Genomic DNA, 22,687 nt, shown 5'->3' on the forward strand with positions numbered 1-22,687 from the left:
CCCGTGAGGACGACAGACATGGACATGCTCTGGAGCGGCTGGGGCGACCCGGAGCGGGCGGCCCCGCTGCCCGGCGCGGTGACCGGGCTGCTGCGCGACCTGCTCGGCGTCAAGCCGCGGGAGACGGCGCCCGTCGCCCTGGAGGACCTGCCCGTCCCCGCGAGCCCGCTCGCCCCCGACGCGCACCGCGCCCTCGCCGCCGCGCTGGGCGACGAGGCCCACGTCCGCACCGACGCCGAGACCCGCGTCCGGCACACCCGCGGCAAGTCCACCCCCGACCTGCTGCGCATCCGCGGCGGCGACCTCGCCGCCGCGCTTCCCGCGGCCGTCCTGCTGCCCGCCACGCACGACGAGGTGCTGGCCGTGCTCCGGCTGTGCGCGGAACACGGCCTGACCGCCGTGCCGTTCGGCGGCGGCACCTCCGTCGTCGGCGGCCTCGCCCCGGAGGCGCGCGGCCCCTTCGTCGCCCTGGACCTGCGGCGCATGAACCGCCTGCTCGACCTCGACCCGGTCTCCCGCACCGCCACCCTGCAGCCCGGCCTGAGGGCGCCGCAGGCCGAGTCGCTCCTCGCCGGACACGGCTTCACCCTGGGCCACTTCCCGCAGTCCTACGAATGGGCCACCATCGGCGGCTTCGCCGCCACCCGCTCCAGCGGCCAGGCCTCCGCCGGGTACGGCCGCTTCGACGAGATGGTCCTCTCCCTGACCCTCGCCACCCCCGAGGGCACCCTCGACACCGGCCGCGCCCCCCGCTCCGCCGCCGGCCCCGACCTGCGCCAGCTCCTCCTCGGCTCGGAGGGCGCCTTCGGCGTCATCACCTCGGTGACCGTACGCGTCCGCCCCGTGCCGCGGACCCGCGTCCACGAAGGCTGGAGGTTCCCCACCTTCGACGCGGGCGCCGCCGCCCTGCGCCGGCTCGCCCAGGACGGGCCCCGCCCCACCGTGCTGCGCCTGTCCGACGAGACCGAGACCCTCGTCGGCCTCGCCCACCCCGAGGCGATCGGCTCCGGCGGCCTCCGGGCGGACGGCTGCACCGCCGTCGCCGGCTACGAGGGCACCGAGGAGGACACGACGTACCGGCGCGAGCGCGCCGCCGCCGTCCTGCGGGAGTGCGGCGGCACCCCTCTCGGCGAGGAGCCCGGCCGGCGCTGGGCCCACGGCCGCTACGCCGCGCCGTACCTGCGGGACGCCCTCCTCGACGCCGGGGCCTTCGCGGAGACGCTGGAGACGGCGACGTTCTGGTCCCGTCTCCCCGGGCTGTACGCCGCCGTCCGCGACGCCCTCACCGCCACCCTCACCGGGGCCGGCACCCCGCCGCTGGTCATGTGCCACATCTCCCACGTCTACGAGAACGGCGCCTCCCTGTACTTCACGGTGGTGTCCGCGCAGGGCGAGGACCCGGTGGCGCACTGGACGCGCGCCAAGCACGCCGCCAACGAGGCGATCCTCGCCGCCGGCGGCACCATCAGCCACCACCACGGCGTCGGCACCGACCACCGCGACTGGTACCTCCGCGAGGCGGGCCCGCTCGGCGTCGACGCACTGCGTGCGGTGAAGCGCCGGCTGGACCCGGCGGGGGTCCTCAGCCCCGGCGTCCTGCTGCCGTCCGACTGACCGGCGCCGGTCCCGCCCCGGGGCGTGGCGCAGGCCCGCCGACCGGCTCCCCCTCCCGGGCCGTGGTCGCCGGTCGCACGCCGCGCCCTCCCTTCCGGGCCGTGGCCGCCGGCCGCACCGCCCGCCCCGGGCCACCGGGCCGGTGACCCCGCCGGTCACCACGCCCCGCCCGGGCCCCGCACCCCCCTTCCCTCCCGTCGGCCGCCCCCGGAGGCACCCGATGCGACAGTTCACCGCCGTCGTCAATCCCACCGCGGGCGCGGCCGGTTCCGCCGCCGTGCTGCTCGCCGTCGCCCGGCATTTGCGCGAGGCGGGCGCGGAACTGGTGACCGAGTACAGCCGGAGTCTGGGCCACGCCAGGGAACTGGCGCTCACGGCCGGGCGGTCGGGCCGTACCGTGCTGGCCGTCGGCGGGGACGGCATGGCCGGCTGCGTCGGCGGCGCCCTCAGCGGCACCGGTGCCACGCTCGGCCTGGTTCCGGCCGGCCGGGGCAACGACTTCGCCCGGGCGCTCGGCCTGCCCCGGGACCCGGAGACCCTGGCCGCGCTCCTGCTGCACGCCGAGCCGCGCCCGGTCGACACCATCGAGGTCACCTCGGCCGCGCACGACCGCGCCGTCGTGCTCGGCAGCGTCTACGCCGGGGTGGACGCGCTCGCCAACCGGCATGCCAACCGCTCCCGCCTGCTGCGGGGTTCGGCGTCCTACTACGCGGGCGGCCTGCGGGCCGTCACCACCTGGCGCCCGGCCCGCTACCGGGTCACCGTCGACGGCACGGAGCACACCCACACCGGCTACACCGTGGTGGCCGCCAACTCCGGTACGTACGGATCCGGCCGCCTCGTCGCCCCGGACGCCCGGCTGGACGACGGCCTGCTGGACGTCGTCATGATCCGGGACGCGCCCCGCCTGCTGTTCTTCGCCCTGATGAACGAACTGCGCACCGGCACCCACGTGCGCCGCCCCCAGGTGCGCGTCCTGCGCGGCCACGAGATCCGCATCGAGGCCGACCGGGCGATGCCGTACGGGACGGACGGAGAGGTCGAGGCGACCCTGCCCGTCACGGCGAGGATCCTTCCGGGGGCGCTGAACGTTCTGCGGTGAACCCCCGGCCGGACGCCGTCGGGGCAGGTGAGCGGCGTTCCCGGCGCGGTGCCGGTGAACAAGCCGGGAGGCACCGGCCATTACCGGACACGTCCCAAGACTGGATCCGTTCGTTCTCTGGAACTGTTCGCGTCCTCGGCGATAGGTTCGGCGCATGACCGCATCCCGGCCGTCCCGGCCACCGCCGGGGAGCCGCCCGGTGCGGGGCTTCGCGTGACCCCCGCCCGCGTCGCGCTCCTCGGCACCGTCCGTCGTCGCGGCCGTCGCGGCGTCGGGACCGTCGCCGCGGGACCGCACGCGCCGCGCGCCGCGGGCCCGGTGCGGCGTCTCGCACCGGCGGGCGGCGCCTCCCTCCACGAGGGACGGGCCGGGGACGACCGCGCGGCCGGCGAGCCGCCCTGCCGGACCGCGTCCGTCGGCCACGGCCTCGAGGCCGACGGGGCCGAAGCCGTCCCCCGGGGCCCGCGCCCCGGAAGTCCCACCTCCCGCAGTGCCTGAGCTGCACGGACCCTTTTCGCCCGGAAGGACTTCCATGACCGAGAACCATGACGCGATCGTCACCGACCCCAAGGCGGAGGAGGCAGGCGGCTGCCCGGTGGCGCACGATCGCGCGCCGCACCCCACCCAGGGCGGCGGCAACCGTCAGTGGTGGCCCGACCGTCTGAACCTGAAGATCCTCGCGAAGAACCCGCCGGCCGCGAACCCGCTCGGCGAGGACTTCGACTACGCGGCGGCGTTCCGGTCGCTCGACCTGCCGGCGGTGAAGCGGGACATCGCCGAGGTCCTCACCACCTCGCAGGACTGGTGGCCGGCCGACTTCGGCCACTACGGTCCGCTGATCGTCCGCATGGCCTGGCACAGTGCCGGCACCTACCGCATCAGCGACGGCCGCGGCGGCGCCGGCTCCGGCCAGCAGCGGTTCGCCCCGCTCAACAGCTGGCCGGACAACGCCAACCTCGACAAGGCCCGCCGCCTGCTGTGGCCGGTGAAGAAGAAGTACGGCCAGAGCCTGTCCTGGGCCGACCTGCTGATCCTCGCGGGCAACGTCGCGCTGGAGACGATGGGCTTCAAGACCTTCGGCTTCGGCGGCGGCCGCGAGGACGTGTGGGAGCCGGAGGACGACGTCTACTGGGGTCCCGAGACCACCTGGCTCGACGACCGGCGCTACTCCGGCGACCGTGAGCTGGAGAACCCGCTCGGCGCCGTCCAGATGGGCCTCATCTACGTCAACCCCGAGGGCCCGGGCGGCAACCCCGACCCGATCGCCGCGGCCCGCGACATCCGTGAGACGTTCCGCCGGATGGCGATGAACGACGAGGAGACCGTCGCCCTGATCGCCGGCGGCCACACCGTCGGCAAGACCCACGGCGCGGGCCCCGCCGACCACGTCGGCCCCGACCCCGAGGCCGCCTCCATGGAGGAGCAGGGTCTGGGCTGGCGGAACACCTACGGCACCGGCAAGGGCGCCGACACCATCACCTCCGGCCTGGAGGTCACCTGGACCGCCACGCCGACCCGGTGGAGCAACGGGTTCTTCAAGAACCTGTTCGAGTACGAGTACGAGCTGACCGAGTCCCCGGCCGGCGCCAAACAGTGGGTGGCCAAGAACGCCGAGGCCGTCATCCCCGACGCGCACGACCCGTCGAAGAAGCACCGGCCGACGATGCTCACGACCGACCTGGCGCTGCGCTTCGACCCGGTCTACGAGCAGATCTCCCGCCGGTTCCACGAGAACCCGGAGGAGTTCGCGGACGCCTTCGCCCGCGCCTGGTACAAGCTCACCCACCGCGACATGGGCCCGAAGTCCCTCTACCTCGGCCCCGAGGTCCCGGAGGAGACGCTGCTGTGGCAGGACCCGCTGCCGGAGCGCACCCACGAGCTGGTCGACGCCGCCGACATCGCCTCGCTGAAGGAGCGCGTCCTCGCCACCGGCGTGTCCGTGTCCGACCTCGTGTCGACGGCGTGGGCGGCGGCCTCCTCCTTCCGCGGCAGCGACAAGCGCGGCGGCGCCGACGGCGGCCGTATCCGCCTGGAGCCGCAGCGCGGCTGGGAGGTCAACGACCCCGACCGCCTCACGGGCGTCATCCGCGCCCTGGAGGGCGTCCAGGAGGCGTTCAACGCCGGGCAGACCGGCGGCAAGCGGGTCTCCTTCGCCGACCTGGTGGTGCTCGGCGGTGTCGCCGCCGTGGAGAAGGCCGCCAAGGACGCCGGCTTCGACGTCGAGGTGCCCTTCGCCCCGGGCCGCGTCGACGCCACGCAGGAGCAGACGGACGTCGAGTCCTTCGCCGCGCTCGAGCCGACCGCCGACGGCTTCCGCAACTACCTGGGCAAGGGCAACCGGCTGGGGGCCGAGTACCTGCTGGTCGACAAGGCCAACCTGCTCGGTCTGAGCGCCCCCGAGATGACGGTGCTCGTCGGCGGCCTGCGGGTCCTCGGCGCCACCCACCAGCGGTCGTCCCAGGGCGTGTTCACCGCGACCCCGGGCCTCCTCACCAACGACTTCTTCGTCAACCTGCTCGACATGGGCACCACGTGGAAGCCGACGTCCGAGGACCGGACCGCGTTCGAGGGCCGCGACGCCGCCACCGGCGAGGTGAAGTGGACCGGCTCCCGCGCCGACCTGGTGTTCGGCTCCAACTCCGAGCTGCGCGCCCTCGCCGAGGTCTACGCGAGCGACGACGCCGGGGAGAAGTTCGTGCGGGACTTCGTCACGGCGTGGGACAAGGTCATGAACCTCGACCGGTTCGACCTCGTCTGATCCGCACGGCCCGTCCGGTCCCTCCGGCGTGCCGATCCACCCGTCCGGGCCGCCCCCCTCTCCGGGGGCCGGCCCGGACGGCCGTCCGCCCGAGATGCGCGCGGCGGCCGTTGCCACCAGGGTGGGAAGCGGCCCACGGCCGACACGGAGGAGGCACCGGTCATGGCGAAGGACAGCAGGAAGTCCGGGAGGGACCCGCACGAGGGCGACCACGTCGCCTGGAGCAGCCACGGCAGCGAGACGACGGGCGAGGTCGAGCGGAAGATCACCGAGCGGACCGAGGCGGCCGGACGCACCGTCGCGGCCTCCGAGGAGGAGCCGCAGTACGAGGTGCGCAGCGACAAGTCCGGCAGGACGGCGGTGCACAAGCCGTCCGCGCTCAAGAAGAGGAAGTGAGCGCCGTGGCCGCGGACGACGAGGAGACCTGGAACGAGTTCCGGAGGCTGGTCAACATGAAGCCCGGCGACCTGGAGAAGTGGCTCGGGACGGACGAGTCGCGGAGCGCGGGCCAGCACGAGGACGGCGGCGAGTCGACCGGGCACGCCTCGGGACGGCGCATCGTCGCCCTGCTACGCGCCAAGCGCGCCGACCTCACCGAGGACGACTACGCCCACATGCGCAAGGTCGTCGGCTACCTTCACCGCCACCTCGCGCAGCGCCCGTCCGGCGACGTCACCGACACCCGCTGGCGGCACTCGCTGATGAACTGGGGCCACGACCCGCTCGCCGACACCTGATCGCATCGCTATGTCGACACGTCGATTGGGAACGACCGAAAACCGTCGCACGTTGTCGGTGTGAGGTTGCACAATGATCGGAAAAGGAGATCAACTCCGGCGCGGTGCTGGGTAGACGGTCTCGTGTCCGGCTCCGGAAAGGTCCTTCAGATGCTTGCCACCGTCGACCGCTCGAACACCCTCGTCGACCTGCCGACCGTCCGCCGACGGCGCGCCCGGGCGTCCGCCGCCCCGGCCGCCGCGCCCACGTCGCCCGGGACGGCGGCCGACGTGCTGCGCATCATCGCGGACCCGTGCACCCCGACGTACGTCACGGTGTTCGCCAACGGCCGCCGACGGTACAGCTACTGGCGTCCGATCGACCCGGCCACCGGCAGGGGCGGCTGCTACGCCGCGCTGCCCACCGCCGAGTGCGACGAGCTGCAGGCGGCGGGCCGGATCACGCTCGGCGAGCCGGTCGTCGACCCCAACCGCACGACGTACCGCGTCCGTACGGCCACCCGTGTCGCCCAGGCCCCCGCCCGCGCGGTGACGCAGGAACGGCGCCGGGTGGCCTGACGGCCACCGGGCTGCCGGCCGGATCCCGCCAGGTGCCCGCCCCGGGCGCCGGCGCTTTGCGGGAACGGGGCGAGATTCTCGGTCGGACAGGCCGGTCCGGACGTGCGGTCCTCACGTCCGGCCGTGTGTGTCACCGCAGACGAGCGGCCGTTCGTACCTTCCGGTGACGCTGCGAAACGGTCACCTTCACGGACCCCTGTCCGTGTTGTTGTCATGTCCCTGATGTCATTTCTGGCCTGGGAGCGCGCCCACCCCCTCTGCAGGTACCGATGCGCCTGCCCGGACACCGGCTCCGGGCCTGGGCGACGGCCGTCCTCGCGACCGCCGTCGCGCTCGCCCTGGTCGCGCTTCCCCCCACAGAGCACCCCTGCCCCACTCGTCCCCGCAGCGGCCGCCGCGCCCGGCGTCGAGGACGACGGCGCCGACTGCCCCGTCCCCCCGTCGGGCTCGACGGCCTCCCGGGCCGAGCTCCCCGACCCGTTCCTCAGGGCGAACGGCGCCCGCGCCTCGACCCGTGAGGACTGGCGGTGCCGGCGCGCGGAGATCCGGGAGCCCGCCGAGCGGCACGTCTACGGGGACAAGCCCGCCCGGCCCGACGGCGTCACCGGGACGGTCTCCCGCACCGGCATCACCGTGCAGGCCAGCCACCAGGGCAGGAGCGCCGGCTTCACCGCGGGGGTCGAACTCCTCAGCGGAGACGGCCCGTTCCCGGCCGTCGTGGTGCTCGGCGGGCTCGGCGCGGACACCGCCGCCATCAAGAACGCGGGCGCGGCCGTCGTCTCCCCCGACCCCTACGCGCTGGGCCGGGAGGGCGCCTCCCGCTCCGCCAAGCAGGGCGCCTTCTACACCCTCCACGGCTCCTCCAGCCCCACCGGACTGCTGATGGCCCGGTCATGGGGCGTCAGCCGCGTCATCGACGTCATCGAACAGTCCGACGGCGGCGTGCTCCGAGCGGACGCCACCGGGGTCACCGGCTGCTCCCGGTTCGGCAAGGGCGCCTTCGTGGCCGGCGCCCTCGACCAGCGGATCGCCCTCACCATGCCGATCGAGTCGGGCAGCGGGGGCACCGGAGCCTTCCGCGGCATCCCGCAGGAGAGCGGGGCCCAGCCACTCAGCAGCGCCTACTCCGAACAGCCGTGGCTGGGCGACGCGTTCGGCTCCTTCACCGGCAGCCCCGCGAACCTGCCGGCGGACACCCACCAGATCGTGGGCATGATCGCCCCGCGCGGCCCTCTGATCATGGAGAACCCGCACGTCGACTGGCTGGGCGCCCGGTCCGGCAGCCTGGCCGCGCTCGGCGGCGCCGAGGTCTGCAAGGCGCTGGGCGCGGGCGGCGCATCAGCTACTGGTCCGACATCCAGGACGGCACGCACTGCGCGGCCCGCTCGGAGTGGCGCACCCCGCTCCAGCGGAACATCCAGAAGTTCCTGCTCGACTCCGGCGGCTCCTCCGGGGTGTTCAGGGTCTCGCCCGCCAAGTCCGCCGACCTCTCGGCCTGGCGGGACTGGCGGGCCCCGGCCCTCGCCGACGGCGGCACCAGCGGGGCGGCACGGGCGGCGACACCGGCGGGGACGGGGGCAACGGCGGTGACACCGGCGGGCCGGGCGGCGGCGCCGGAGGTCCCGGCACGCCGGGTGACGGCTGCACCGCGGCCTTCCGTACGGTCAACAGCTGGTCCGGCGGCTGCCAGGGCGAGGTGACCGTGCGCAACGGAGGCTCCACCGCCCTCCGCGCCCGGACCGTCGAGCTGACGCTCGCCCAGGGGCAGTCCCTCGGCAGTGTCTGGAACGGCCGGAACACCGGCACCACGGGCACGATCACGGTGCGCGACGCCGAATGGAACGGCGCCCTCGCCCCGGCCGGCTCGACCGCCTTCGGCTTCACGGTCGACGGCGGGCCGGGTGCGCCCTCGTCCCTCACCTGCACCGGCGGCTGAACGCAGCGGGCGCACCGCCCGGCCGCCGCGCTCCGCCCGCGCGCCGGCCGGGCGGTGACGCGTGGACGAGAGGAGCGGGCCCGGTCAGGCTATGGACGCCGAGATGACGGCGGACACGGCGATGTTGCAGGACGCGGTCACCCACACCGCCGGGTGGGGCTCGACCTCCACCAGCGTGACGCCCAGGCGCCCGGGGGTGACCAGGTCCACCACGAAGAACGCCACGGCCATCATCACCAGCCCCAGCACGCCGAACACCGCGGTGGACACCAGGCCCTTGCCGAAGTCGTCGTACGTCGTCCAGATCGAGGTGAACACGATGCCGCCGATGCCGAGCAGCGAGGAGCTGAGCACCACGGCCGCGTTGCGGTTGCGCTCCTGCCAGATCTGCCGGCCGAGCCTGCCCGGCAGCAGCAGGTCGACCAGGAAGATGCCGAGGACCAGCAGGACCAGCCCGAGTGCGCCGTAGGCACTGGCCCGGCCGAGTCCGTTGACGATGTCGTTCATGGGGTGCGCCGGCTCCGTAGCGTGAGGGATCGTGAAGGATCGCGGTCAAGGGCGAGCAAAATCTAGCGCACTCCCGATCCGGCCGGTCCGCGTCCCCGGCGTCCGCACCGACCCGCCCACGCGCGAACGAACTCGAGGAAACCCCGGGGTGTACCGCGACGCGGTGTCATGCCCGGGCGCTTCCGGGGCATCCGATGTCCATCGGACCGACGGACCGTAAGGGAGACGAGCATGAGCAGGGGCAGCCGGGTTCTCACCGTCATGTACATCGCCGTCGCCCTCTGGCTCGCCTTCTGCACCGTGCGCACCTGGGGGGCGGTGCCCGCGTGGACCACCCTCGCCATGGCCGTCGCCTCCCTCGCCCCCGTCCTGGGCGTGGTCCGCGAGACCGTCATCGCCGACGAACGGCGGGCCGTCGCCGCCCTGCGCGAGCGCGAGGGCCGCCGGGCGGCCTGGCGCGACGCGGCGGCCGCGGCGGTCGCCCGGGCCGAGGTGGAGGCGGCGTGCTGCGAACGCTGGTGGACGTCGTGCGCGACCGAGCACGACCCCAACTGCGCCCACCGCACGTCCTGGGGCACCACTGCCTGACCCCCCGGCCCCCTGAGCAGATGGGGCGCGTCGTGAATTCCTGATCCGCATCAGGAGGTTGACGGCTTCAGGGCAGGCTGGTCACCATGGCCCGCGACGTCGTCGACCCGCAGGCCGGCACGTGCCCGGACGTGACCGGCGACAACTCCGCGCACCGCGAACCAGGAGGGGACGGTGGGCTGACCCCGTGACCCTGCCCCGCTCGCCCTCGGGCTGGACCATGGCCGTGTTCGGCGTGCTCGCCGCCGCGCTCGGCGCGGTGGGACTGGTCTCGCCGGACACCCAGCTGTCGCTCCTGGGCCTGACGGCGCCGGGCGGGCGGGGGAGCGGTGACCACACGTCCGCGTTCGTGACGGCGTCGTCGATGGCGGCGCTCAACATGGGCGTGTACTACGTCCTGGCCGCGCTCGCGGACTGGCGGGCCTTCTTCCGCTGGACGGTGCCCTTCCGGCTGCTCACCTGCACGGTGTTCGCGGTCGCCGTGAGCACCGGCAGGGCGCCGGGGGCGTTCATCGGCGTCGCGGTGTGGGAGGGCCTGGGCGCCCTCGCGACGGGCGCGGCCCTCCGGCGGGAACGACGGGCCGAGCCCGGCGGGACGCGGCCGACGGGTACGTGAGAGTGAGGGGGGTCCCGGGCGGGACCCCCCTCGGTGCTTCTCGGGCGTGCGCGCGGATCTCAGATGCCGCAGGTCGGAGCCGACCAGTAGCGGCTGCCGCGGTGGTCGACGTGCGTGTGGTCGTCGTGGCCCGGGTAGCCGGGGCCGAGGATGCCGTTGAAGCCGTGGTTGCGGGCCTGCTTGGCCAGGGTGCACAGGGAGTGCGGTCCCGCGCCGAGGTCGGCGGCGTCGCCGTACAGGTGGCGGCTGTTGCTCGCGCCGCCCACCGCGCTGTTGCAGGACTGGGAGCGGAAACCGCTGGTGACCCGGATCGGCTGGTCGCCGAGCGCGTGCCGCAGCGCCTCCAGCTTCCACATGGTGCGCAGGGCGTTCGCCTTCGCCGTCGCGGCGCTGACCGCGCCGCCCGACCAGGTCGAGTTGCAGCGGTTCAGCTCGGAGTAGTCGAAGTGGACCGGCGTGCAGTCGTCGTCCTGGAGGGCGTACAGCTTGCTGAAGGTGGCGGAGCCGGCCACGCCGTCGGCGGCCAGGCCGTAGGCGGACTGGAAGCGCTTGAGCGCGGCGGCGGTGGCCGGACCGAACTCGCCGTCGACGGCCAGCACGGCGCCGTAGCCGGGGTAGCCGCTCAGCCGGATCTGGAGCTGGGTGACGTCGGCGCCGGACGCGCCCTGGGACAGGGTGCGGTTCCAGGTGTAACAGCCGTCGGCGTGCGCGGTCCCGGCGGTGGCCAGGGAACCCGCCGCCAGCCCAGCCATGAGCATGACAACAGAGAGGGCGAGTCGCAGTGCGCGTTTCAACATGCGGTCTCCGCTTCGGTACGAGAGATCGGGGTGAGCCACGAACCGTGTGACGCGCGTCAACCATGGGGCAAACACGCGGCCGAGCGCAAGGTGTCCCTGATCGGAGCACGCCCGCGACACGTGAGCCCTGTACGCGCCCCCGGGCCGCTGCGGAGAATGCGGTGCCGGTCCTCCCCTCCCCGTGAAGTGCCGTACGTCCCGCCCTGGTTGCACCTTCCGCCGCGGAAAGCAGGTCGATCGCCGTGCTGTTGCGTCTGCCCACGTCCCTGTCCGAAGCCCAGCGGTGTCTGGCCGAGGGGGCGGTGCCCGTCGGCGGGGCCACGCTCGTGTGGGCCCAGTGGCAGCGCGACGGCTTCCCGGAACAGGCGATGTCCCTGCGCCGGCTGCCCGAGGCCACCGTGGTGGACGGCGAGGCCCTGGGCGCCGCCGTGCTGCTGCACCAGATCGACCACCGCGTGCCGGAGGTGCTGCGTCGCGCGGCCGCCTCCATAGGCACCGGGGCCGTGCGCCGGACGGCCACCGTCGGCGGCAACATCGTGGGCAGCACCCTGCGGTGTCTGCTGCCCCCGGCGCTGGTCCTGGACGCCCGGGCGACCGTCCTGGACCGGGACGGCACCTACGAGGCGGATCTGGCGGAGGTGGTGGCCAAGCGCCCCCTGATGCTGGGCATCCGCTGGCGCCGCCCTCTGACCAGCGCCTACTACAAGGCGCCCGGCGACGCGGGCGGGCCGCCGCCCCTGGTCGTCGCCACGGCCGTGCACGCCGGACAGAACGGTGGGCGGCGGCTGTTCGTCGCCGTGCGGGACGGTGACGAGGTCGTCGGCGAGAGCGTCCCCGCGCCGGCGGACACCGGTCAGGCGCTCGACGCTCTGGACGGCACGGCCCTGGGCGGTCTGCCCGGTCAGGCGCGGGAGGCGGTGCGGCGCCAGGTGACGGACGTCCTCGGGCGTACCGCCGGCGACTGAGGGGAGCGCGCGGGGCGGCGGACGGCAGGCCCGTCACCCCGCACCTCACTCCACGGGCCAGGTGTGCACCGGCGCGTTGAGATGCATGTAGTCGATGTACTGCTGCGTCATGCGCCGCAGCGCCTCATGACGCCCGCAGTGCGCCGTCGCGTCGATGTGGTGGAACATCTCCTTCTGCCACACGGCGCCGTTGCGCCCCGTCACACACCGCTGCTCGATGATGCCGAGCAGCGGCTCCCGCCAGGCGTCGTCCATGCCGGACAGCTCCAGACCCCGGTGCGCCAGCGGCAGCAGCCGCCGCAGGACCAGCTCCGCCGCCGGCACCTCGCCCATGCCCGGCCAGTACAGCCGCGCGTCGATGCCGTAGCGGGCCGCCGTGCGCAGGTTGTCCTCGGCGGCGGAGAAGGACATCCGCGACCACACCGGCCGATCCTCCTCCACCAGGCCGCGGGTGAGGCCGTAGTAGAAGGCGCCGTTGGCGAGGGTGTCGGCGACGGTCGGCCCGGCGGGCAGCACCCGGTTCTCCACCCGGACGTGCGGCTTGTCGCGGGAGACGGCGTACACCGGGCGGTTCCAGCGGTAGATGGTGCCGTTGTGGAGGGTCAGCTCGCCGAGATCCGGGACGTCGCCGCGCAGCAGGGTCTCCGCGGGGTCCTGGTCGTCGCACAGGGGGAGCAGGGCGGGGAAGTAGCGCAGGTTCTCCTCGAAGAGGTCGAACACGCTGGTGATCCACCGCTCACCGAACCACACGCGGGGCCGCACCCCCTGCACCTTGATCTCCTCGGGGCGGGTGTCGGTGGCCTGTTCGAACAGCGGGACGCGCGTCTCGTGCCAGAGTTCCTTGCCGAACAGGAAGGGCGAGTTGGCCGCGAGCGCGACCTGCACCCCGGCGATCGCCTGGGCCGCGTTCCAGTACGACGCGAAGTCCTCCGGGTCGACCTGGAGGTGGAACTGCGTGCTGGTGCAGGCGGCCTCCGGGGTGATGGTGTCCGCGTAGGTGCGCAGCCGGTCGATGCCGGTCACCTCGATGTGCAGGTCCTCGCCGCGCGCCGCGAAGATCTGGTCGTTGAGCAGCCGGTAGCGCGGGTTCTCCGACAGGGCGCCCTCCCCGACGTCCTCGTGCCGCAGGGTGGGGAGGATGCCCGTCATGATCAGGTGCGTGCCGACGGAGCGGGCGCGTTGCTCCGCGTGGTTGAGGGCGGAGCGGATCTCGGACTCCCAGGCGTCGGGACCGCCCTCGGTGAGCTGCCGGGGCGCGATGTTGATCTCGAGGTTGAACCGTCCCAGCTCGGTGTCCCAGGCCGGGTCCGCGATGGCCTCCAGCACGTCGGTGTTGCGCATGGCGGGCTCGGCGCGGTCGTCGACCAGGTTCAGCTCGATCTCCAGCCCCACCTGGGGCCGCTCGGCCTCGAAACGCGACTCGCGCAGCATCTGCGCCAGCGCGTCGAGGCACTGCTGCATCTTGATCCGGTAGCGGCGGCGGTCCTCGCGGGTGAAGGTGAGCGCCGGGACGTCCCGTCCCATCGGTCTCCCTCCAGGCTGTTCGTCCGGAACCTGACCACCCCAGCGTCGCACCAGTGGCCGCCCGCGACCACGCGAGTCCGTCAGCCCGTGGGGCCCTCCGCGAGGAACCGGGGCAAGGCGCAGGAGCGGCCGTCGCTCAGGGCGAGATCCTCGTCCCCCGGGGCGTGCCCCCGGTGGGGCGTGTGCGGGGTGGACACCGGCGCACCCGGGAGGTCACCGGTGTCCGCCCGTACGGCCGGGGCGGCCGGCCGTACGGGCCGGGCCTGCGGGGACGGGGGGAATCGGCTCGCCGGGCGGTGGGTACTCGCCCGGTCCCCGCGCGGACACGCCGCGCCGGTAGCACCACGGGAGGCTCGCCATGGCCGACCTCAGCCCGATCGACCTGCAGAAGGCACTCAAGGGCGCCGACTACCCGGCCGCCAAGGACGATCTCGTCTCGGTGGCGAAGAGCAACGGCGCCGACGACAACCTCGTGAAGAAGCTGTCGGAGACGGGGACCGAGCGGTTCGACGGTCCGAACGAGGTGCAGAAGGCCGTCTTCGGCAACGAATGACCCGCGTGCCGGGGCCGCGGCCCGCCCCCCCGTGGGCCGGCCCCGGACGCCCGTGACCGACCGAGGACGGTGCACCGATGACCGAGTACGAGCGCTCGCACACCATGCCGGCCCCGCCCGAGCAGGTCTTCGACCAGGCGGCGGACATCGACCAGATGGGTGACTGGATGCCCGAGGAGCTGCATGTGCGCGCCGAGCGGCTGCCCGCCGTGACCGTGCACGAGGACCGCACCGACGAGGACACCTCAGCCCTCCTGCGGGCCCAGCGGGACCAGATGCGCATCGAGTGGGGCACACGGGAACAGGGCGGCTACGCCGGCTGGCTCCAGGTCGCCGGCATCGACAGCGGAGCCAGCGAGGTGACCGTGCACCTCTCCTTCTTCGAGGACAGCCACGATCCGGGCGAGGAGCAGGTGACCGGCGCCCTCGACGACAGCCTGCGCAGGCTGGAGCGGAAGGTCCGGCTACGCGTCGACGACGCCGCCGGCTGACCCCTCGCGCGCCCAGTGGGCGGGGCGGCCCAGCGACGGCGGCAGCGTCGTCGCCGCGTCGCCCCGCGCCGCGCTCACTTGCGCCCGGGTGAGGAACAGGGCCCCGGTGAGGTCGGCGCCGGACAGGTCCGCGCCGCGCAGGTCGGCGCCGATCAGATCCGCCTCGCGCAGGTCCGCCCCGGTGAGGTCGGCGCCGATCAGCAGCGCCCCGCGCAGACTCGCCCCGCGCAGATCGGCCCCGGAGAGCCGCGCGCCCATCAGGTCGGCGCCGCGGTGGTCCTTCCTGCGGCCCGGCACCCGGGCCCGGGTCAGCTCGCTGGCCCGCAACAGCAGCGGGTTGACCTCCCCGCGCAGCGCGTTCACGTCGAGCGCGACGACCGACTCGGCGGTGCCCCGGGTCAGCTCCTCGATCCGCGCCAGCGCCCGGCCGAGCTCCCGGTGCACGGGACGGGCCGCCGGAAGACCCAGCGCCTCGGCGGTGTACGCGAGCAGTTCGTGCAGCTGCCGCATGACGGGGAACACCGCGAACATCGCGGGAGCCGACCCGGGGTCCCGCCGCCAGTCGGCGCCGCCGAAGGTGACCTGCGAGACCTTCTGCCCGGCGCCGAAGCAGTCGAAGACCGTGCAGCCCTGATAGCCCTCGTCGCGCAGCCGGGCGTGGATGCCGCAGCCGAAGTCGTCACGCAGATGACCGCAGGGCCGCCCGGCGGGCTTGTCCTCGGCGAAGTCGGCGGAGCGGGCGAACGGCAGGGCCACGCAGCACAGGCCGAAGCAGGCCGAGCAGTCGGCGCGCAGCTCCTCGCTCCTCACGACGGCCGGCTCCCGCTCCGGGCGGGGCGCCGTCCGTGCGGGCCGCCGGGGCCGTCCGCCGCCGTGCGCGGACGAGCGGGTTCCGTGCTGTGGCGACACCGTGAACGCTCCTGGGCCGACGACGGGCGCCCCCTGCCGGGGCGCCCCGTGAACGCCGCCCATTCTCGCAGACGACGTGATCGTCCCCCGCCTCCGCTCGCCCACGTCGCACAGGGGAGCGAGGAGCGGGGACCATGACCGGGACCGGGGGAGCCCGCGTGCTCGTGACCGGCGGCCGGCGCGGTCCGGCGAGGCCTTCGCCACCGCGCCGCTGGAGGCCGACGCCGAGACGGCGTACGCCGCCGCGCTCGGCCCGCGCGGTGTGCGGACCGCCTCTCGGGACGGCCGGCCCACCCCGGGCTTCCCTGCGGGCGCCCACGGTCCCGGCGGCACTCACCGCAGTGGGTGCCGCCGTCCGGTGTCTTACCGGGTCAGCGGGCGGTGCCCGAGGCGCGCTGCCCGGTGAGGACCGCCGTCAGCAGTTCCGGGTCGAACAGCGAGACGTCGGCGAGCCGGGTCGGGGCGGTGAGGGAGTCGAGCATCGCCTTGGTGACCCGCACCGCCGACGCCGGCCGCCGCAGCACGGGCTTCGCCCACGCCATGACCGCGTCGTCGAGCGCGTCCGCCTGCACCACCTTGTGCAGCACCGACAGGCCCAGGGCCTCCTGGGCGTCGAAGACCCGCGCGGTGAGGATCAGCTCCCGCACCCGCGCCACGCCCACCTCGCTGATCAGCCGGGGGAGCAGCCCGCCCCACGCGGGCGGCACGCCCAGGGCCAGCTCGGGCAGCCGGAAGGTGGCCGTGTCCACGCCCACCCGCAGGTCGCAGGCGAGCAGCAGACCCACGCCCGCGCCGACCGCCCGGCCCTGGACGCGGGCGATGGTGACGGCGGGGTTGGCGGTGAGGGCCTCGCACACCCGCAGCGCCTTCCTGCCGGAGACGCGGATGCCGTCACCGGTGGGATCGGCGTCCAGGTGCTGCGGGAACTCGCGCCGGTCGCCGCCGAGGCAGAACGCGTCGCCCGCCGCGGACAGCACCAGGACCCGCACGTCCGGGTCCTGGTGGTCGAGGACGGTCAGGAGGTCGTCGAGCATGGCGTCGCCGACCGCGTTCCCCTCCTCGGGGAGGTTGAGTTCGACCGTGAGCAGAGGCCCCTGCCGGTAGGTGCGCACGGTCTTGAGTATCTGTTCGGCGGGGAGTCCGGCGAGGGGCGATGCGGTCATGCGGTCACCTTCAGGGACGTGATGCGGCGGAAGACGAGACGGGAGTTGTCGTAGGAGGGCGGCCCGGCCGGGCGGAGGGTGGGGAAGCGTTCCAGGATCTGGGCGACCGCCTCCCGCGCCTCGAACCGGGCGAGAGGGGCGCCGAGGCAGAAGTGCGGGCCGCTGCCGAACGTGATGTGGCCGCCGTCGCGCAGGATGTCGAAGACGTGCGGGTCCGGGTTGCGCCGCGGGTCGTGGGCCGCCGCCCCGTACAGGATGTGCACGGTGGTGTCCTTGGCGAGCGGCGTGCCGGCCAGGATCGTGTCGTCGGCGGCCACATGGGAGTTGAGCCACACCGGGGGGTCGTAGCGCAGCGTCTCCTCGATCAGGTCGTCGATGTGCTCGGGGTGCGCCCGCAGCCACTCCGCGCGGGCGGGTTCCTCCGTCGCGAACCGCACCGCGTTGGTCAGCAGCACCGCGCTGGTCTCCAGCGAGGCGATGGTGATGAACATGGTCAAGTGGTAGATCACCCGCGCCGCGGAGTCCGGGTCGTCCGCGAAGTGGGCGTCCCAGTGGCGGATCCAGCCGGTGAGGACATCGTTGCCGGGGTGCGCCCGCCGGTCGCGGATCAGCTCGCCGAAGAAGGCCCGCATCTCCATCGTGGCCTGCCCCGCGAGCGCCAGCTGCTCCTTCGTGGGGAACAGCTCCTGCGCGTACGCCTGCCGGTGGGCGAAGTCCAGGACGTGCGCGTGGTGCTCCTCGGGGATGCCCAGCCACTCACCGACCGTGCGGACGGGGAGCAGTTCGGCGACCGTCTGCACGAAGTCGGCCTCCCCGTCCGCCCGCAGGCGCTTCTCCAGGTCGTCCAGCAGACCGGAGACGAGCCGCGAGACCGTCGGACGCATGCCCTCCAGGGTGGTGCGGTCGAAGGGGTTGCCCAGGGCGCGGCGCTGGCAGGTGTGCGACGGGGCGTTGATGCGGGACAGGGTGCCCGTGAGCTCCTGGGTGGCGAGCTCCTGCCAGCGGCGCGGGTCGGGCTGCCGCTCCTGCCAGGCGAAGTCCGGCACCAGCCAGTTCCTGGAGCGCAGGACCTGGCTGCATGCCTCGAACGAGGTGACGAAGTAGGCGCCCCAGGGGGCGCGCACCACGTCCCCCAAGGAGCGCAGCCCCTCCCACACGGGCAGGGGGTCGGCCTGGCCTTCCGGCGAACGAAGGTGCCGGAGAAGGGAAATGACGGCTCGGCGGTCACTGGTGGTACCGCTTATGTCGCCAACGGCGGTCACTTGGTGCTCCTTTGACTGGACGCTACCGTATACCGCCGGAACCTACCCTTCCATCTGCATGGGTCATGTGTCGTTGAGTGTTGCACCTGTCACATGCCGTGCTGTTGCCGTCCGGCGTGCCGTCATACACGGAAGACGTCGAGGAAGCTGCTCCAGAACCCCTTCTTGCGGGCCGGGGTCTGCCGGGCCTGCTCGGACGAGGGCACGGTCGCGGGGTGTGCGGCCTCGGGCGTCGCGGCGGCCCGCTCGCGCATCGCGGTCGCGGTCCGGGTGGCCGGCGTGGGGACGAAGGTCACGGGCAGTGCCACCAGCGCACGGTGGAACGGCCCGGGCCGCCACTCCAGTTCCTTCTCCGGCACGGCGAGCATCAGGTCGGGCAGCGCGTTGAGCAGCCGCTCGACCGCGGTGGTCGCGATGACCTGTGCCGGGTCCTTCGCGGGGCAGGCGTGCGGGCCCGCGCCCCACGCCAGATGGGCGCCCTTGCTGTGCGCGCGGCGGGCCTCCGCCAGCGCGGGATCGGCGTTGGCGCCCGCGAAGGAGATGACGACCGGGGTGTTGGCCTCGGCCACGTGACCGCCGAGGTCCACGTCCCGCACCGGGTAGTGCGTGGCGTAGTTGGCGATCGGCGTCTGGTTCCACAGCACGTGGTCCAGCGCCTCCTCGATCAGCATGCCGCTCTCCCGGCCCGCCGCCCCGGACAGCAGCAGCATCAGCGAACTGCCGATGAGGCTGCGCTCCGGCTCGATGCCGGCGCCCATCAACAGCACGAGCTGGTCCTTGAGTTCCTCGTCGGTCAGCCCGGCGGGGTGCTGGATCAGCCACGAGGTGACGTCGTCGTCGGGACGCCGGCGCTTCAGCGCGATCAACTCCATGAGGGACGCGGTCAGTTCCTCGTTGGCGCGCACCGCGTCCGTGCCGTCGAAGATCGCCGACACGGCGGCGGTGACGGTGTCGCCGATGTCCGCCGGACAGCCGAACAGCTTGTTGAACAGCAGCAGCGGCAGCAACTTGGCGTAGTCGCCGATCAGATCGGCCCGGCCCAGCTCGCTGAACCGGTCGATCAGGTAGTCGGCGATCGGCTCGACGTCGCGCCGGATCCGCGCGGTGTTGAGCCGGGCCAGGCTGTCCACCACGGCCTTGCGCAGCCTCAGATGCACCGCGCCGTCGGTGAACAGACAGCTCGGCCGGTACGCCATCATCGGCAGCACCGGGCTGTCCAGGGCGATACGGCCCTCGTTCAGGTCCTTCCAGCGGCGGGCGTCACGGGCGAACAGCTCCGTGTTCTGCAGTACCCGCAGCGCCATCTCGTGCCCGACGACCAGCGTGGCGTCCACACCGGGGGCGAGCTCGACCGGACCGGCCGGGGCGTGCTCCCGCAGCCGGTCGTAGACCTGGTGCGGATCGGTGGCGAAACCGGCGTCGTGCATGGGGCATCTGCCCGCACCCGACGCGGACGGGGAGTGAGGTTCCATGAAGTCTTCCTTAGTGAACCGTGGACCCGGGGGGCCGGGACACGGGGGCCGGGATCCGGGGGTCCGGGGGCCGCTGCCCCCGGGCCCCCGGCGGACGCGAGGAGGTCAGGCCGTGCGGTCGAGCAGGTGCCGCACCAGCGCGATCAGCGCCTTCGCGGACGAGCTCTGGTCGCGGGCGTCGCAGTGGACGACCGGGGTGTCCGGCAGCAGGTCGAGCGCCTCGCGCACCTCCGCCTCCGCGTACACCGGGGCGGAGTCGAAGCAGTTGACGGCGATGGCGTACTCCAGGCCGTACCCCTCGACGAGGTCGATGACCGGGAAGGTCTCCTCCAGCCGCGTCGGGTCGACCAGCAGCAGTGCCCCCAGCGCTCCGCGCGCCATGTCCTCCCACAGCTGCATGAACCGCTGCTGGCCCGGTGTGCCGAAGAGGTACAGCACCAGGTCGTCGCTGAGGGTGAGGCGGCCGAAGTCCAGGGCGACCGTGGTGGTGGTCTTCCCGGTGACTCCCCTGAGGTCGTCGACCTGCGCCGACGCCTGGGTCATCCTCTCCTCGGTGCGCAGCGGCGTGATCTCCGAGAGCGAGCCGATGAAGGTCGTCTTGCCCACGGCGAAGTGCCCGACGACGAGGATCTTTGCGGCGTTGGTCACCGCGCTGGAGACGTAGATGGACTTCTGGGCCGTCTCAGCCGATGAGGGATTGGAGTCCATTCAGAACCTTCTCGAGGGTCGCTCTGTCAACGTTCTGGGCCCGGGGCGGCTCGGCCCGGCGGAGCAGGTGCCCCTGTTCCGATAAATCGGTGAGCAGCAGCCGGGCCACCCCGACGGGCAGGCCGAGGTGGCCCGCCACCTCGGCGACCGACAGGTAGCCACCCGAGCACAGCTCCCAGATCGCCTTCACCTCGGGGCCGGCCCCGAGCGGCAGCGTCCGTCCGGGGGCCAGCGTGACCAGGGTGTGCAGCGCCAGTTCGTCCGAGGACGGCAGGCTCCGGCCGCCGGTGATGACGTAGGAGCGGACGAAGTCACTGGTGACGGGTGATTCCTCGCCGGGCGCCGTCATCAGCCGACACCGTTGTCGGAGCGGGGAGCCACGCTCATGGCCTTGTTCAGCGCCGTCACCGTCTTCTGCATGCGGAACGACATGGCCTCCATGTCGACGTCCACCGCCGCGGAGACCGCCAGGTAGGAGCCCTGCCCGGCCGCGATGAGGAAGATCCAGCCGCCGTCGTACTCCAGCAGCGTCTGCTTCCAGATGCCGTGTCCCGCGCCGACGAAGCCGGCGACCGCCCGGCTCAGCGACTGCATGGAGCTCATCGCGGCGGCGTTGGTCTCCGCGTCGTCGCGCGAGATGTCGTCCGAACGCTGGAGCAGCAGGCCGTCACCCGAGACGAGGATGGCGTGGCGGGCGCCGCGTACCTCGAGCACGTCGTTCAGCACCCACGACAGGTCGGTCTTCACTGGTGGTCAGGTCCTTCCGTGGTGTTCGTGGTCCGTCCGAGCTGGGTGCCGCGTGCGAACGCCCCCAGGCGCGACGCGGTGACCTCGCCGGACGACTCGGAGGTCTCCTTGTCGAGGGCGCCCGAGCCCTGCGGGGGCGGCACCACCGCGATGGGGCCCTGACGGCGCCGCCGCTTGGGCAGCCCGCCGGACGTCGTGCCCACCACGCGCGACGGGCCCACGGGCACCGGCGCCAGGCGGTGCGGAGCGTCCTCCTGCCCGTCCTCGGGCTCCTGCTCCGGCTCGGCGGGAGCGACCACGTCGGCCGAGAGGAGGCTCTCCGGGATACGGATCACCGCGCGCACACCGCCATAGGGGGAGACCGAGCCGACGGAGACGTGGAAGCCGTAACGGTTGGCGAGCATGCCGCACACCGCGAAACCGAACCGGGGCGGGTCGCCGAGACCGGTGATGTCGACCGGACCGTCGGCGGACAGCAGGGCCGCCGCCCGGTCCTTGGTCTCCTGGTCCATGCCCAGACCGGCGTCGTCCACGATGAAGCACACGCCCGTCGGCACGGCCTGGATGTTGACCTCCACCGGCGTGCCCGGGGCGCTGTAGGTCGTGGCGTTGTCCAGCAGTTCCGCCAGCACCACGGCCACCGGCTCGACCGCCTTGCCGGTCACGGCGACACTGTCCTGGGCGTGGATGCTCACCCGGTTGAAGTCCTTGATGCGGCCCTGGGCGCTGCGGGCGACGTCGTAGACGGTCGCCGCCCCCTCGCGGCGGCCCAGCCAGCCGCCGCACAGCACCGAGATGCCCTTGGCCCGGCGGCTGAACTGGCTGCCGGTGTGGTCGACCGACATCAGGTCGGCCAGTACCTCGCTGTCGTTGCCGTATTTCTTCAGCAGTCCGTCCAGGAGCAGCTGCTGCTCCTCGGCGAGCGACTGGAGGGTGCCCATGGCCGACTTGAGCACGGCCTTGGTCGCCGACTCGGCGTCCGCCCGCACATCGGCCAGCTCCCCCCGGTGCCGGGCGCCCAGCGTGTCGATGTGGGCTTCCAGTTGCTCGATCCGTCCCTGGGCCTGGCCCAGGCCCGCCTCCAGATCCTTCCTTGTTCTTCGGAGCGCCAGATTGGTTCTCCGGGCCCGCAGCACTGCGAGAACCGCAGCGGCGAGCACCACCAGCAGGATCCACAGCAGTGGATCCTTGATCAATGACGTCATGAGACTCTCTTCAAGTCGCATCGCGTCGGGAGAAGGGAGTGCCCGCGCACGCGGAAAACCGGTCCGGGCCGCCGAGCGGCGCGGACCCACGGCGGGACAAAGCCTCAACTCCTCAGCGATGGGGCCTTAGAGACTGTCCCCCGTACGCGTTCATGACGCGTCGCCAGCCTGCTGAAAGTCCGTTGATCGTATCAGTCCCGGGGCGGTAACACGTCTGGTGCCGGTGGCACTTGACAAACCTCACGAGAAGTTCACACGGGGGGTCTCCGACGCCCCGCCGCGCACCCCCGGCCGGGGTCCGCGCGTCGCCCGCCCGCTGTGCCGCCGTTGTGCCACGTCCCAGCTGTGGCACGGCGAAACGGTGTCACGGCCGTCGCCTGCCGCACAGTGCGGGGGGTGGGGCCGGCCGCCCGAGCCCTGTGAGGGGAGACCGCGCGCCCGAGCGTGCTCGTGCCGCCGCGGTGGGGTGCCGGAG

General features: G+C 73.4%; 24 protein-coding genes. 13 read left to right on the forward strand and 11 right to left on the reverse strand.

All coding sequences use genetic code 11. From position 1 onward, the window contains the following. Window positions 1–18: 18 nt before the first annotated feature. From C1708_RS30515 to C1708_RS35730, 8 genes are all read left to right on the forward strand, one after another. Window positions 19–1,614: an FAD-binding oxidoreductase gene (locus C1708_RS30515; RefSeq protein ID WP_106415715.1), complete on the forward strand. Its 1,596-nt coding sequence runs from the start codon at window positions 19–21 to the stop codon at window positions 1,612–1,614. Window positions 1,615–1,834: 220 nt separating this feature from the next. After that, window positions 1,835–2,716 carry a diacylglycerol/lipid kinase family protein gene (locus tag C1708_RS30520; RefSeq protein ID WP_106415716.1) on the forward strand — a complete coding sequence of 294 codons (882 nt, stop codon included), beginning with the start codon at window positions 1,835–1,837 and terminating at the stop codon, window positions 2,714–2,716. Window positions 2,717–3,248: 532 nt separating this feature from the next. After that, window positions 3,249–5,474: a catalase/peroxidase HPI gene (katG, locus tag C1708_RS30530; protein WP_106415718.1), complete on the forward strand. Its 2,226-nt coding sequence runs from the start codon at window positions 3,249–3,251 to the stop codon at window positions 5,472–5,474. A gap of 162 nt (window positions 5,475–5,636) precedes the next feature. Beyond that, window positions 5,637–5,870, forward strand: a complete 234-nt coding sequence (locus C1708_RS30535; RefSeq protein ID WP_106415719.1) for a hypervirulence associated TUDOR domain-containing protein — start codon at window positions 5,637–5,639, stop codon at window positions 5,868–5,870. Then, window positions 5,867–6,211: a DUF3140 domain-containing protein gene (locus C1708_RS30540; protein ID WP_106415720.1), complete on the forward strand. Its 345-nt coding sequence runs from the start codon at window positions 5,867–5,869 to the stop codon at window positions 6,209–6,211. The genes C1708_RS30535 and C1708_RS30540 overlap by 4 nt, the downstream gene beginning before the upstream one ends. 150 nt (window positions 6,212–6,361) lie before the next feature. Further along, window positions 6,362–6,769, forward strand: coding sequence for a hypothetical protein (locus C1708_RS30545; protein WP_106416558.1), 408 nt, complete (start codon window positions 6,362–6,364; stop codon window positions 6,767–6,769). A gap of 222 nt (window positions 6,770–6,991) precedes the next feature. Beyond that, window positions 6,992–8,359 (forward strand): glucuronyl esterase domain-containing protein, encoded by a 1,368-nt coding sequence (locus C1708_RS34525; protein WP_241911361.1) that lies wholly within the window; start codon window positions 6,992–6,994, stop codon window positions 8,357–8,359. Continuing rightward, complete coding sequence (locus tag C1708_RS35730; protein ID WP_274543379.1) at window positions 8,274–8,705, forward strand: cellulose binding domain-containing protein; 432 nt, start codon at window positions 8,274–8,276, stop codon at window positions 8,703–8,705. The genes C1708_RS34525 and C1708_RS35730 overlap by 86 nt, the downstream gene beginning before the upstream one ends. A gap of 84 nt (window positions 8,706–8,789) precedes the next feature. Here the strand turns inward: C1708_RS35730 and C1708_RS30555 are convergent, their stop codons facing one another. After that, the gene (locus C1708_RS30555) at window positions 8,790–9,212 is read right to left on the reverse strand and encodes a DUF350 domain-containing protein (protein ID WP_106415721.1); all 423 of its coding nucleotides are present in this window, start codon (window positions 9,210–9,212) and stop codon (window positions 8,790–8,792) included. A gap of 231 nt (window positions 9,213–9,443) precedes the next feature. On the opposite strand from C1708_RS30555, the gene C1708_RS30560 reads away from it, so the two are divergent. Together C1708_RS30560 and C1708_RS30565 are read left to right on the forward strand one after the other, a co-directional pair. After that, entirely contained in the window at window positions 9,444–9,800 is a 357-nt protein-coding gene (locus C1708_RS30560; protein WP_106415722.1) for a hypothetical protein, read from the forward strand. Between the two features lie 220 nt (window positions 9,801–10,020). Further along, on the forward strand, window positions 10,021–10,416 hold the full coding sequence (locus C1708_RS30565) for a hypothetical protein (protein WP_106416559.1): 396 nt from the start codon (window positions 10,021–10,023) through the stop codon (window positions 10,414–10,416). Between the two features lie 59 nt (window positions 10,417–10,475). Here the strand turns inward: C1708_RS30565 and C1708_RS30570 are convergent, their stop codons facing one another. Then, window positions 10,476–11,213, reverse strand: a complete 738-nt coding sequence (locus C1708_RS30570; RefSeq protein WP_106415723.1) for a D-Ala-D-Ala carboxypeptidase family metallohydrolase — start codon at window positions 11,211–11,213, stop codon at window positions 10,476–10,478. A gap of 242 nt (window positions 11,214–11,455) precedes the next feature. Between C1708_RS30570 and C1708_RS30575 the strand changes: the two genes are divergently transcribed. Then, window positions 11,456–12,178: an FAD binding domain-containing protein gene (locus C1708_RS30575; protein WP_106415724.1), complete on the forward strand. Its 723-nt coding sequence runs from the start codon at window positions 11,456–11,458 to the stop codon at window positions 12,176–12,178. Window positions 12,179–12,223: 45 nt separating this feature from the next. On the opposite strand, the gene C1708_RS30580 is transcribed toward C1708_RS30575, so the two are convergent. Further along, window positions 12,224–13,702: a glutamate-cysteine ligase family protein gene (locus C1708_RS30580; protein WP_106415725.1), complete on the reverse strand. Its 1,479-nt coding sequence runs from the start codon at window positions 13,700–13,702 to the stop codon at window positions 12,224–12,226. 358 nt (window positions 13,703–14,060) lie between these two features. Here C1708_RS30580 and C1708_RS30585 point away from each other — a divergent pair, with 358 nt between their 5' ends. Beyond that, window positions 14,061–14,255 carry a DUF2795 domain-containing protein gene (locus tag C1708_RS30585; RefSeq protein ID WP_106415726.1) on the forward strand — a complete coding sequence of 65 codons (195 nt, stop codon included), beginning with the start codon at window positions 14,061–14,063 and terminating at the stop codon, window positions 14,253–14,255. A 77-nt stretch (window positions 14,256–14,332) separates the two neighbouring features. Beyond that, window positions 14,333–14,746 carry an SRPBCC family protein gene (locus tag C1708_RS30590; protein ID WP_106415727.1) on the forward strand — a complete coding sequence of 138 codons (414 nt, stop codon included), beginning with the start codon at window positions 14,333–14,335 and terminating at the stop codon, window positions 14,744–14,746. On the opposite strand, the gene C1708_RS30595 is transcribed toward C1708_RS30590, so the two are convergent. From C1708_RS30595 to C1708_RS30630, 8 genes are all read right to left on the reverse strand, one after another. Continuing rightward, a complete protein-coding gene (locus tag C1708_RS30595; RefSeq protein WP_198602650.1) occupies window positions 14,720–15,655 on the reverse strand; it encodes a pentapeptide repeat-containing protein in 936 nt (311 codons plus the stop codon). The genes C1708_RS30590 and C1708_RS30595 overlap by 27 nt on opposite strands. A 371-nt stretch (window positions 15,656–16,026) precedes the next feature. After that, window positions 16,027–16,818: an enoyl-CoA hydratase/isomerase family protein gene (locus C1708_RS30600; RefSeq protein WP_106415728.1), complete on the reverse strand. Its 792-nt coding sequence runs from the start codon at window positions 16,816–16,818 to the stop codon at window positions 16,027–16,029. Continuing rightward, window positions 16,815–18,080 carry a cytochrome P450 gene (locus C1708_RS30605; RefSeq protein ID WP_106415729.1) on the reverse strand — a complete coding sequence of 422 codons (1,266 nt, stop codon included), beginning with the start codon at window positions 18,078–18,080 and terminating at the stop codon, window positions 16,815–16,817. The genes C1708_RS30600 and C1708_RS30605 overlap by 4 nt, the downstream gene beginning before the upstream one ends. Window positions 18,081–18,202: 122 nt before the next feature. Continuing rightward, a complete protein-coding gene (locus C1708_RS30610) occupies window positions 18,203–19,552 on the reverse strand; it encodes a cytochrome P450 family protein (protein ID WP_241911362.1) in 1,350 nt (449 codons plus the stop codon). Window positions 19,553–19,657: 105 nt separating this feature from the next. Continuing rightward, entirely contained in the window at window positions 19,658–20,260 is a 603-nt protein-coding gene (locus C1708_RS30615; protein WP_106415731.1) for a GTP-binding protein, read from the reverse strand. After that, the gene (locus C1708_RS30620) at window positions 20,235–20,609 is read right to left on the reverse strand and encodes a DUF742 domain-containing protein (RefSeq protein WP_106415732.1); all 375 of its coding nucleotides are present in this window, start codon (window positions 20,607–20,609) and stop codon (window positions 20,235–20,237) included. The genes C1708_RS30615 and C1708_RS30620 overlap by 26 nt, the downstream gene beginning before the upstream one ends. Continuing rightward, on the reverse strand, window positions 20,609–21,007 hold the full coding sequence (locus C1708_RS30625) for a roadblock/LC7 domain-containing protein (RefSeq protein ID WP_019525692.1): 399 nt from the start codon (window positions 21,005–21,007) through the stop codon (window positions 20,609–20,611). The genes C1708_RS30620 and C1708_RS30625 overlap by 1 nt, the downstream gene beginning before the upstream one ends. Further along, window positions 21,004–22,212, reverse strand: a complete 1,209-nt coding sequence (locus tag C1708_RS30630; protein WP_198602651.1) for an ATP-binding protein — start codon at window positions 22,210–22,212, stop codon at window positions 21,004–21,006. The genes C1708_RS30625 and C1708_RS30630 overlap by 4 nt, the downstream gene beginning before the upstream one ends. Window positions 22,213–22,687: the final 475 nt, after the last annotated feature.

This window comes from Streptomyces sp. DH-12 (assembly GCF_002899455.1).
In the GTDB taxonomy this organism is placed as follows: Bacteria; Actinomycetota; Actinomycetes; order Streptomycetales; family Streptomycetaceae; genus Streptomyces.

Bases quoted from the DNA above. Each gene is read 5' to 3' on its own strand.
- C1708_RS30615 (WP_106415731.1), bottom strand. From the start codon at position 20,260: ATGGACTCCAATCCCTCATCGGCTGAGACGGCCCAGAAGTCCATCTAC.
- C1708_RS34525 (WP_241911361.1), top strand. From the start codon at position 6,992: ATGTCATTTCTGGCCTGGGAGCGCGCCCACCCCCTCTGCAGGTACCGA.
- C1708_RS30630 (WP_198602651.1), bottom strand. From the start codon at position 22,212: ATGACGTCATTGATCAAGGATCCACTGCTGTGGATCCTGCTGGTGGTG.
- katG (WP_106415718.1), top strand. From the start codon at position 3,249: ATGACCGAGAACCATGACGCGATCGTCACCGACCCCAAGGCGGAGGAG.
- C1708_RS30545 (WP_106416558.1), top strand. From the start codon at position 6,362: ATGCTTGCCACCGTCGACCGCTCGAACACCCTCGTCGACCTGCCGACC.
- C1708_RS30555 (WP_106415721.1), bottom strand. From the start codon at position 9,212: ATGAACGACATCGTCAACGGACTCGGCCGGGCCAGTGCCTACGGCGCA.
- C1708_RS30560 (WP_106415722.1), top strand. From the start codon at position 9,444: ATGAGCAGGGGCAGCCGGGTTCTCACCGTCATGTACATCGCCGTCGCC.
- C1708_RS30515 (WP_106415715.1), top strand. From the start codon at position 19: ATGGACATGCTCTGGAGCGGCTGGGGCGACCCGGAGCGGGCGGCCCCG.
- C1708_RS30570 (WP_106415723.1), bottom strand. From the start codon at position 11,213: ATGTTGAAACGCGCACTGCGACTCGCCCTCTCTGTTGTCATGCTCATG.
- C1708_RS30610 (WP_241911362.1), bottom strand. From the start codon at position 19,552: ATGGAACCTCACTCCCCGTCCGCGTCGGGTGCGGGCAGATGCCCCATG.
- C1708_RS30620 (WP_106415732.1), bottom strand. From the start codon at position 20,609: ATGACGGCGCCCGGCGAGGAATCACCCGTCACCAGTGACTTCGTCCGC.
- C1708_RS30520 (WP_106415716.1), top strand. From the start codon at position 1,835: ATGCGACAGTTCACCGCCGTCGTCAATCCCACCGCGGGCGCGGCCGGT.
- C1708_RS30585 (WP_106415726.1), top strand. From the start codon at position 14,061: ATGGCCGACCTCAGCCCGATCGACCTGCAGAAGGCACTCAAGGGCGCC.
- C1708_RS30590 (WP_106415727.1), top strand. From the start codon at position 14,333: ATGACCGAGTACGAGCGCTCGCACACCATGCCGGCCCCGCCCGAGCAG.
- C1708_RS30580 (WP_106415725.1), bottom strand. From the start codon at position 13,702: ATGGGACGGGACGTCCCGGCGCTCACCTTCACCCGCGAGGACCGCCGC.
- C1708_RS30565 (WP_106416559.1), top strand. From the start codon at position 10,021: ATGGCCGTGTTCGGCGTGCTCGCCGCCGCGCTCGGCGCGGTGGGACTG.
- C1708_RS30600 (WP_106415728.1), bottom strand. From the start codon at position 16,818: ATGACCGCATCGCCCCTCGCCGGACTCCCCGCCGAACAGATACTCAAG.
- C1708_RS30535 (WP_106415719.1), top strand. From the start codon at position 5,637: ATGGCGAAGGACAGCAGGAAGTCCGGGAGGGACCCGCACGAGGGCGAC.